At 55.8% G+C, this 2,946-nt stretch carries 2 protein-coding genes; both read right to left on the bottom strand.

Annotation, left to right across the window (positions count from 1 at the left end; all coding sequences use genetic code 11):
- Positions 1–1,447: ATP-binding cassette domain-containing protein (locus Q0216_RS03900; protein ID WP_298593085.1), on the bottom strand; the 1,447-nt coding region annotated here is incomplete at its 3' end.
- A gap of 1,076 nt (positions 1,448–2,523) precedes the next feature.
- Positions 2,524–2,850 (bottom strand): MoaF-related domain-containing protein, encoded by a 327-nt coding sequence (locus Q0216_RS03895; protein ID WP_298593084.1) that lies wholly within the window; start codon positions 2,848–2,850, stop codon positions 2,524–2,526.
- Positions 2,851–2,946: the final 96 nt, after the last annotated feature.

Below are 2,946 nucleotides of genomic sequence, written 5' to 3'. Positions count from 1 at the left end.
GCTGCGGAATATACGCCCCCTCGATGCAATAGTCGACGCGGTAGGCGGGCTGCACAGGGGAGAGGTAGTCCGCCTCGCCGGCGTGGGCAATTGCCTCAAGGAGGGTGGTCTTGCCACTACCGTTTGCGCCGGTGATGCGCAGGTGCTCGGGGCCGCTGAGAATCAGGTGTTCGGGGTGCTCCGCCGGGGTTCCCTGCTGGCTCTCGCTATTAGAGCCAGTGGGTGAAAAATGCAGAGAATCAACCGTGGTAGATTGCTGATTGGTTAATGTTTCACGTGAAACCTGGGCAGAATTAACCCTGCTCAGCTCCAACACCTTACGTCCCGCGGGCAGGGGCTGCTGGCTCAACTCGGCATAGATTTTCTCCTGTGCCCGCACCTGCTCCTGAGCCTTCTGATACGCCTCCTGGGCTTGCTCTTGCTTGCCGATGCGCAGGCCACGAAGCTTCGCCGCCGCCTGCCGTGAGGCATCCTTCGCCAAATCAAGAATTGTGTCCGGCTGATCATCCTTCCAGACCTGCGCCATGTTCTTCGAGATAATCTCCTGCGCCTGTACCCACTCACGATGTGCCGAACGCACCCGGTTCTTCGCCTCGCTCACGCGACGCTGAGCCGCCTGCTGTTCGGTATTCAGTGCCTGCCGGTAGGTGCTGTAGTTGCCCTCGAAGAGGCGCAGATGAGCCAGCCCCTGACGGTCCGCATGAAGCTCCGCAATCACGTGCATACGCTCCAGCAGGTCGCGGTCGTGACTAATAATCAGTGCCGGGCAGGGCAGCGCCTCCAGTGCGGTGAAGAGCTGAGCCTTCGCCGAGGAATCCAGGTTATTCGTCGGCTCATCGAGCAGAATAAACTCGGGGTCGGAAACCATGAGCGAGGCAAGCGCGGCGATGACCGCCTCGCCACCGGAGAAGCTATGCATCTGGCGGGCAAAGAGTGCCCGAATGGCCTCCGGGTCGTCACGATCAACCAGGGTCGCCGGAGTAAAACCGTAGGTTGCCAAAGCAGCCAGGGTGCGCTCCTCAACGTCCCAGTTGTCCCCGATAATCTCGTAGAGTTCGGGGGAATACTCGCCGGATTCCACCGCCTGTAGCGCCCGCAGAATCTCGGAGATTCCGCAGAGCTCAGCGAGGGTCTGTTCCCGATCAAGACCCAAATCTTGAGGGAGATACGCCATGCGTTCCGGTGTCGCCAAAGAACCGGAATTCGGGGTCAAATCACCCAAAATCAACCTCATAAGGGTTGTTTTTCCGCAACCATTGTCACCAATGAGCCCGGTCAGAGGCGCCGAAAACACCGCCGAAAGATCCACAAAAAGCGGAGGCTGGCTCGGGTGTGCAAAGTGCAGGTGGGTGATGCTAACGTGCGTTGCCGCATGGGCGTGTGAACGGGCATCGCGGGAAGAAGCAGAACGGGGAAAGGTCGCCTGCAGCTGAAGTACGTGTGTCATACGAGCTCCTTGAATCTTAGACGCGAATCATAGATGCGAATCATGGATGCTCGGGTGCCCTCATGCCCACCTGTCGGTATGGGCGTATCCGTAGACTTTAGATGGCTTGAAGTGAGGCTTGCCCCAAAAAGGGCGCGAAAAAACCCGAGCCTAACGGTGGATAAACCTATGCCCGGGTGTATGCGCGCTGACAGAAATACGCAGGAGAGGCGCCTATATGGCTGTGCCTACATGCCTGTATCTATATAGCTGTGCCTATAAAGCTACTGCGTGAGCGCACGAAAAAATTCTGTGAGGTCCGGGCTTATGCTCGGTGGGTCATTTCTTTGATGCCTCCTAGATTCCGAATACCGCCCCGGTCGCGCCTTGGGTGGCTTCGGCTCAACAATGCGTTCAGCTCCTTAGATGCCCCTACGGTGGGGCAGCACGGATAGAGAGCTGATGACTCCAGCATAGGAGCTATGTGAGCGGCGGGTCAAGCATCCTCCTATAAAACCTTCTGATAAGTACCGATACTCCCTAGAGAGCACTAGAGGACACAAAAAGAGGGGCGACACCGCACGGTGCCGCCCCTTCTTGTTTTCAGGGTTCACGTGAAACATTTACCATTTAGCAACCTGATAAGGTTAATTCCCCGCATTTTTCGCCCGCCAGGACTATAGCGAGAACCGGCAGGGAACCCCGGCAGAGCGTGCAGCGCCGCTTAGAGCGAAGTTACTATGGCAATCATGCACGTACTCTGTGTGAACTTTACATTGTGAGTTACAAGATCTGCTGGAGAGTTACATATTGTCACTCTAGCCGCAGAAATTTGTAACTCTATCCGAAAATGGAAGTTCAAAGTGACAAAGATGTCACTTTTGTAACTGACGCACGTGCCCGGTGCCTCCGTATATGGTGGAGACACCGGGCACGTGTTTTGTGTGACGGGCTGCAAGTTACATGTTGCCACCTTCAGGGTGACAAAATCCGAGCTTGCAGTACTGCGTTAAGAGTGGGGCTCAACATAACTAGCAGAGCTCAACCCCGGCTCTCTCATCGCCCCACCACGACATACGGCTTGGGTGAAAACCGGTTTACTTCAAAAGCTTGAAGGTGCCTTCAAGGTTCAGGAACTGGTGATCCGGCAGGGTGATGTTGGTGAACACCTTGTCCTGGTTGAAATCTTCAACGTGTACGACGGTAGAGCCGTCAGGTTCCTTCCAGTACACCATGAATACGCCCGGAGCTACTTCCTTCGCCGTGTACTCAACGGTTACTACGGGCTGAGCGACGGCGTCGGCGGTACCGACGCTGGTGAATTCCATCGTCTTACCGTCGTTGCTGAAATTAAGGTGGTAGGCGAGGTCGCCGAAAGCTGCTTCGTAGACATGCCCCACTGCGGGGTAATTGGACTGAGTCATGATAAACCTCCTATAGAAAGTTACTTGATGGGGAACATAGTGTTGCCGTTGGCGGATTCGTTTGCAGGTACTTCTTCCTGCATGACGTCCCAGTGC

Source organism: uncultured Rothia sp. (assembly GCF_937976295.1).
GTDB lineage: Bacteria > Actinomycetota > Actinomycetes > Actinomycetales > Micrococcaceae > Rothia.
The sequence above is the reverse complement of the archived record's forward strand: the minus strand, read 5'-3'. Positions and strand labels throughout refer to the sequence as shown.

Excerpts from the sequence above, each read along its gene's own strand:
- Q0216_RS03895 (WP_298593084.1), bottom strand. The coding sequence starts at position 2,850 with ATGACTCAGTCCAATTACCCCGCAGTGGGGCATGTCTACGAAGCAGCT.